General features: G+C 71.0%; 3 protein-coding genes. All 3 read right to left on the bottom strand.

Going from position 1 to position 7,013, the window contains the following annotated elements; translation table 11 throughout:
• Positions 1-2,864 (bottom strand): dTMP kinase (gene tmk, locus AC068D_RS32535; RefSeq protein WP_478826728.1); only part of this gene is annotated, 2,864 nt, incomplete at its 3' end.
• 214 nt (positions 2,865-3,078) lie between these two features.
• Positions 3,079-5,934, bottom strand: coding sequence for a type I DNA topoisomerase (topA, locus tag AC068D_RS32530; protein WP_478826727.1), 2,856 nt, complete (start codon positions 5,932-5,934; stop codon positions 3,079-3,081).
• A gap of 225 nt (positions 5,935-6,159) precedes the next feature.
• On the bottom strand, positions 6,160-6,357 hold the full coding sequence (locus tag AC068D_RS32525; RefSeq protein WP_478826726.1) for a hypothetical protein: 198 nt from the start codon (positions 6,355-6,357) through the stop codon (positions 6,160-6,162).
• Between the last annotated feature and the right edge of the window lie 656 nt (positions 6,358-7,013).

Raw genomic sequence — 7,013 nt, 5'->3', positions numbered from 1 at the left:
GCCCGCGACCCAGTCTCCCGCACCGGCGGAAGCACCGCCGTCTCGTCAGCCGCAGCAGCACCCGGGGCAGCGTCCGGCACCTGCGGCAGGACGGCCGTCTCATCGTCGCGCTTGGTCATGTCGAGGTGCGGGCGCGGGGTCTCCACGGTCCGGGTCATGTCGTTCGCACCCACCACGGGGCTGGGCACGGTCGTCTCGGCGGACGAGGCGGAGGGCGGGACGGACGCGGCCGACGCAGCAGCCGCAGCGGCCTCCGCCGCCCTTCGTGCCTCCTCGGCCCGCAGCAGGGCCTCCTCCGCCTTGCGCTGCTTCTCCCGGCGCCGCTCCTCCGCCTCCGCGCGGAGCCTGGCCTCTTCCTCGGCCTGCCGGCGACGGCGTTCCGCTTCCTCCCGGTGGGCCTTTTCCTCGGCCTCGCGCCGACGGCGCTCCTCCTCGGCCCGGCGACGTGCCTCATCGGCGCGCTGCCGTGCCTCCTCCGCCTGCCGCTCGGCCTCGCGCTGCCGGGCCTCTTCCAGCTCGCGGCGCTTGCGCTCCTCCTCCTCGGCGCGCAACTTGGCCAGCTGCTCCTCGCGCTCACGCGCCAGGCGCTCCTCCTCCGCCCGTCGCGCGGCCTCTTCCTCGGCCTTCCGGCGGGCCTCTTCCTCGGCGGCCCTGCGGGCCTCTTCCTGGGCCTTCACCTCGGCCTCGGAGAGCGGCAGCATCCGGTCGAGCCGGTGGCGTACGACCGTGGTCACGGCCTCCGGCTCCTGCCCTGCGTCCACCACCAGGTAGCGGCCGGGGTCGGCCGCTGCCAGGGTGAGGAAACCGGCACGGACCCGCTGGTGGAACTCGGCCGGCTCCGACTCCAGCCGGTCCGGCGCCTCGGTGAAGCGCTCGCGTGCGGTCTCCGGGGAGACGTCGAGCAGAACGGTCAGATGCGGAACGAGACCGTCCGTCGCCCACCGCGAGATGCGCGCGATCTCGGTCGGCGACAGATCACGTCCCGCACCCTGGTAGGCGACCGACGAGTCGATGTAGCGGTCGGAGATGACGATCGCACCGCGCTCCAGCGCGGGACGGACGACCGTGTCGACGTGCTCGGCGCGGTCGGCGGCGTACAGCAGCGCCTCCGCGCGGTTCGACAGCCCGGCCGACGAGACGTCGAGGAGGATCGAGCGGAGCCGCTTGCCGACGGGGGTCGCGCCCGGCTCTCGCGTGACGACGACCTCGTGCCCCTTGGCACGGATCCAGTCCGCCAGCGCCTCCACCTGTGTGGACTTCCCTGCCCCGTCGCCGCCTTCGATGGCGATGAAGAAGCCGGTCGCGGACGGTGCCTGGATCGGGTCCGCGCCACGGCGCACTGCGTCGGCGAGATCGCGGCGCAGCGGTACGCCGGAGCGGTCGTCCGTCTTGGCGAGGACGATCGCGGCGACGGGCAGCAGCAGCGCGCCGACCAGCATCAGCGTGAACGCGGCGCCGCCGTGCGCGAAGACGAAGTCGCCGTTGGCGAGGCGGTGCGGGCCGATGGCCGCGGCGAGCAGCGGAGCGGCAATAGCGCCCAGCCCGATGGAGACCCGGACGACGGCCTGCAGATGTTCGGTGATCCGCGGCCGCCGGTACTCCTCGGTCTCCAGATCGATCAACGCATGCCCCGTGTGCGCGGCCACACCTGCCGCGCCACCTGCCAGAACGGCGATGAACAGCACGGTTGCCGTGTCCGGCACGAGTCCGAGCGCCAGCAGGGCGACACCGGTGACCGCGATCGCAATGGCGAGGAGCCGGCGCCGCGAGAGGGAGGGCAGTACGGACTCGGCCCGGCGGATGCCCAGGCCGGTACCGCCGGTCAGCGCGAGGACGAGCAGCGCGAAGGCCACCGGGCCGCCGCCCAGATCATGGCCGTGCAGTGCGGCGAGGGCAGCGGCGGAAGCGATGGCGCCGGAGACCGCGGCACAGGCCAGGACGAGCAGCGGCACCGCACCGGTACGGCCCTTGTCGAGACCGCTGCCGGTGGACGGGCGGCGCAGGCCTTCGAGCGGTGAACGGGGACGCGGTGTCTGCGCGTCGGGGAGTTCGACGGCGGACAGCACGGACAACGAGGCGGCGAACAGACCCGCCGCGACATACGAGCCGAGCGCGGCCTGGTGCAGCGAGAACCACTCGATGCCGGAGCCGAGCAGATTGCCGATCAGCGTGGCGATGAGAAGGACGGCGGCCCCCGCGGGGATCACCACGAAGGAGGTGCGCAGGGAGAGCCTCCGCAGCGCGTCCTGGTGATCGGGAAGCGGGCGCACCGCGGCGCCTTCGAGTGGCGGCGCGGGAAGCAGTGCGGGCGCGGCGCTCTCGCGGGCGACCGTCCAGAACCGCTCGGCGACACCGATGACGAACACGGTGGCGAGGATGTACGCCAGTGCAGTGCCCGGCGTCCAGTCGATCCAGAGTGGGGCGATGACGAGCAGCGCGACACGGACACCGTCGGCACCGACCATCGTCCAGCGGCGGTCCAGCGGACCGCCGGGCGCGGTGAGTGCGGTGAGGGGGCCGAGGAGCACGGCGCCGAAGAGCAGTGTGGCCAGCGCGCGGGCGCCGAACACTGCGGCGACGGAGAACGCCGCTCCGCGGTAGCCGCCGCCGAAAGCACCCTCGACGACCGCTGCCTGAAGTGCCAGCAGAACCAGCACCAGCAAGGCGAGGGCGTCACCGGTGCCTCCGACGAGCTGTGCTCCCCACAGACGCCGGAGTGCTGGTACGCGCAGGAGCGACCGCACGGCACGCTCACGTGAATCGGCGGCAAGGGCGTCCGCCCCGAAATCCCGACCGGCATCTGCGGCGGATGCACCGGGGTCAGAGGTGGGGCTCTGGTCCGTTGGCTGCTCGGCTCGCGTCATCCGCCCAGCCTATCCGGAGCCGATGACTCCCCGGAGGCCCAGTCCGAACAAACGGGCGGCGAGCCCCTGGCATACCGAGGAGAGGGGAATGGGCCACCCACAGGGTGGCCCATTCTCGTACCGCCCGACCCGCCGGCCCGGCCGTACGCACTGCTTCGCACGAACTGCCCGGCCGGGCTGCTCGGCCGGGTGCTCGATCTGCCGTTCCGCCTCGTTACTCGTCCGAGGCGGACGAGTTCGCCGCGGCCGCCTTCTTTGCCGCCGCGGTCTTCGCGGTCGTCTTCTTGGCGGTCGTCTTCTTGGCGGTCGTCTTCTTGGCGGTCGTCTTCTTCGCGGCGGTCTTCTTCGCAGCCGCCGTCGTCTTCTTCGCCGCCGCCTTCTTCGCGGGGGCCTTCTTGGCGGTCTTCTTCGCCGGTCCCTTGGCGCGCTTCTCGGCGAGCAGCTCGTATCCGCGTTCCGGCGTGATCGTCTCGACGCTGTCGTCGGTCCGCAGGGTCGCGTTGGTCTCGCCGTCGGTGACGTACGGCCCGAAGCGGCCGTCCTTCACCACCACGGGACGCTCGCTCACCGGATCCGTGCCGAGCTCCTTCAGCGGCGGCTTGGCCGCGGCCCGACCGCGCTGCTTCGGCTGAGCGTAGATCGCCAGCGCCTCTTCCAGCGTGATACTGAAGAGCTGGTCCTCGGTCTCCAGGGAGCGCGAGTCCGTGCCCTTCTTCAGATACGGGCCGTAGCGGCCGTTCTGCGCAGTGATCTCCACGCCCTCGGCGTCCTTGCCGACGACGCGCGGGAGCGACATCAGCCTGAGGGCGTCCTCGAGGGTCACGGTGTCGAGGGACATCGACTTGAAGAGGGACGCGGTCCGCGGCTTCACGGCGTTCTTGCCGGTCTTCGGCGTGCCCTCGGGCAGGATCTCGGTGACGTACGGGCCGTAGCGGCCGTCCTTCGCGACGATCTGGTTCCCGCTGACCGGATCGGCGCCCAGCTCGAAGTCGCCGCTCGGCTTGGCCAGCAGCTCCTCGGCGAGCTCGACGGTCAGCTCGTCGGGCGCGAGGTCGGCGGGGACGTCGGCGCGCTGGTGGCCTTCCGCGTCCTTCTCGCCACGCTCGACGTACGGGCCGTAGCGCCCCACGCGCAGCTTGATGTCATTGCCGACCGGGAAGGACGAGATCTCACGGGCGTCGATCGCCCCGAGGTCGGTGACGAGCTCCTTGAGGCCGCCGAGATGGTCGCCGTCACCGTTCCCGGCCTCGGCAGCGCCGCCACCGGTGACCGTTCCCTCGCCGAAGTAGAAACGCCTGAGCCACGGCACCGCCTGGGCCTCGCCCCGCGCAATGCGGTCGAGGTCGTCCTCCATCCTGGCGGTGAAGTCGTAGTCGACGAGACGGCCGAAGTGCTTCTCCAGCAGGTTGACCACGGCGAAGGAGAGGAAGGACGGCACGAGCGCCGTGCCCTTCTTGAAGACGTAGCCCCGGTCGAGGATCGTGCCGATGATCGACGCGTACGTCGACGGCCGGCCGATCTCCCGCTCTTCCAGCTCCTTGACCAGGGTGGCCTCGGTGTAACGGGCGGGCGGCTTGGTGGCGTGGCCGTCCGCGGTGATCTCCTCGGCGGAGAGCCGGTCGCCCTCCGCGACCTGCGGCAGCCGGCGCTCACGGTCGTCGAGCTCGGCGTTCGGGTCGTCCGCGCCCTCGACGTACGCCTTCATGAAGCCGTGGAAGGTGATGGTCTTGCCGGACGCGGAGAACTCGGCGTCCCGGCCGTCGGCCGCCCGGCCACCGATCTTCACGGTGACGGAGTTGCCGACCGCGTCCTTCATCTGCGAAGCGACGGTCCGCTTCCAGATCAGCTCGTACAGACGGAACTGATCACCGGTCAGCCCGGTCTCGGCGGGCGTGCGGAAACGATCACCCGAGGGGCGGATCGCCTCGTGCGCCTCCTGCGCGTTCTTGACCTTCCCGGCGTACGTGCGCGGCTTCTCCGGCAGATAGTCGGCGCCGTACAGCTGGGTGACCTGCGACCGGGCCGCCGAGACGGCGGTCTCGGACAGCGTGGTCGAGTCCGTACGCATATAGGTGATGAAGCCGTTCTCGTACAGCTTCTGCGCGATCTGCATCGTGGCCTTCGCCCCGAAGCCGAGCTTGCGCGACGCCTCCTGCTGGAGGGTGGTCGTACGGAACGGTGCGTACGGCGAGCGGCGGTAGGGCTTCGACTCGACCGAGCGGACCGAGAAGGCGGCGTTCTCGAGCGCGGCCTTGAGGGCGAGCGCGTTCGTCTCGTCGAGATGGAGCACCTGGCCGGACTTGAGCCGGCCGTCCGCGCCGAAGTCACGGCCCTGGGCGACGCGCTGGCCGTCGACCGTGGACAGACGGGCGGTGAAGGCGGCGGGGTCGGAGGCGTCACCGGCACGTCCGGTGGAGAACGTGCCGGTCAGGTCCCAGTACTCGGCGGAGCGGAAGGCGATGCGCTCGCGTTCGCGCTCGACGACGAGACGGGTCGCCACGGACTGGACACGACCGGCCGACAGCCGTGGCATGACCTTCTTCCACAGGACCGGCGAGACCTCGTAGCCGTAGAGGCGGTCGAGGATGCGCCGCGTCTCCTGGGCGTCGACCATGCGCTGGTTGAGTTCGCGCGGGTTGGCCACGGCCTCGCGGATCGCGTCCTTGGTGATCTCGTGGAAGACCATCCGGTGGACGGGGACCTTGGGCTTGAGGACCTCGAGGAGATGCCAGGCGATGGCCTCGCCCTCGCGGTCCTCATCGGTGGCGAGGTAGAGCTCGTCCGATGCGGCGAGCTGCTCCTTGAGCTTTCTGACCTGTGCCTTCTTGTCGGCGTTGACGACATAGATGGGCTGGAAGTCATGCTCGACGTCCACGCCGAGGCGGCGGACCTCGCCGGTGTACTTCTCGGGGACCTCTGCGGCCCCGTTCGGGAGGTCGCGGATGTGCCCGACGCTCGCCTCGACGACATAGCCGGGGCCGAGATAGCCCTTGATCGTCTTCGCCTTGGCAGGCGACTCGACGATGACGAGTCGGCGGCCGCCCTGTGCGGTCTCGCTGGTCGGGGACAACTTCGCTCTTCTCTCCGGTCGACGCTCGGTGGGGACGTACGCGCACGGCGTACGGCGTACGGGCCGCACTGCCACTGCTGTCGCTGCGGAGTGTGACGGTACAACCCGCCCCCGTGTCAAACGGCAAAAGCTCGCAACGGCCACTCGAACGGTAACCCGACTCCAGGCATTCCTGCCGCCCGGACTCCCACGCCGGGTGTCAGGGCGTGCCGGAAACGGAGGGACTCAGGTACGAGTGAAGCACCAGACGCCGGCGACGAGGAAAACGGCACCGAAGATCGCGGTGAGGGTGGCGGCGGTGGCGGGATTCACACCGTGCACGACCGGTGCGCGATGCAGTGCGCGGGCACCCGTCCATATCAGCAGAGCGGCTCCGAACAGCGCGAATACAGCGCCAGCGAAGATCGCCGGACCACTCTCCACAGGTGTCTCCCCATTCTCGGACCGCTCCCGGGACGTCCCGGGGCCGAGGCTGGCACTTCCGGGAGTCACTCATGCGAATTCCGGGTGAACGCGGCGAGGGTTCACCCGGGCGGCGCCGTCGCCCGTCGCACGGGAACGGAACCGGAGGGACTGCCTCCGAGACGTGTCGCCGCGGTGCATTCGCGGCGCGAGGAGCAGCAAGTGATCCGTCGCACACGGCCCCCGGCGGCCTCCGCGGTGCCCCGACGCGCCACGCCGCCCTCTCGACAGGGGCCGCAAGGTGATCCCGTGCCATGCCCTGACCAGGCATCTGCATGCACCGTCGTGCACGGCCGTGCACCATCTCGCGAACAATGGCCGGATTCACACGGACGGTTTTGGCCAAGGGGTCGCTGCCTGGTGCCGCTGCCGCCTGCGAGCACCGTGAACCCGGCGGCAGCGAACGCCGGCCGGTCGGCGCCGACCCCGCCACGGCAGGAACCGCGGACGGGGGCGCATGCAGTCCCGGCGACTCGCCGGAGCCGCCGGATGTCGAACGGCGAAAATCTCCCGGTCCGGGTGTCCGGGTGTCCGGGTGTCCGGGTGTCCGGGTGTCCGGGTGTCCGGGTGTCCGGGTGTCCGGGTGTCCGGGTGTCCGGGTGTCCGGGTGTCCGGGT

The sequence above is a fragment of the Streptomyces sp. NPDC043861 genome, assembly GCF_056435905.1.
This window is presented reverse-complemented; position numbering and strand designations above follow the sequence as displayed.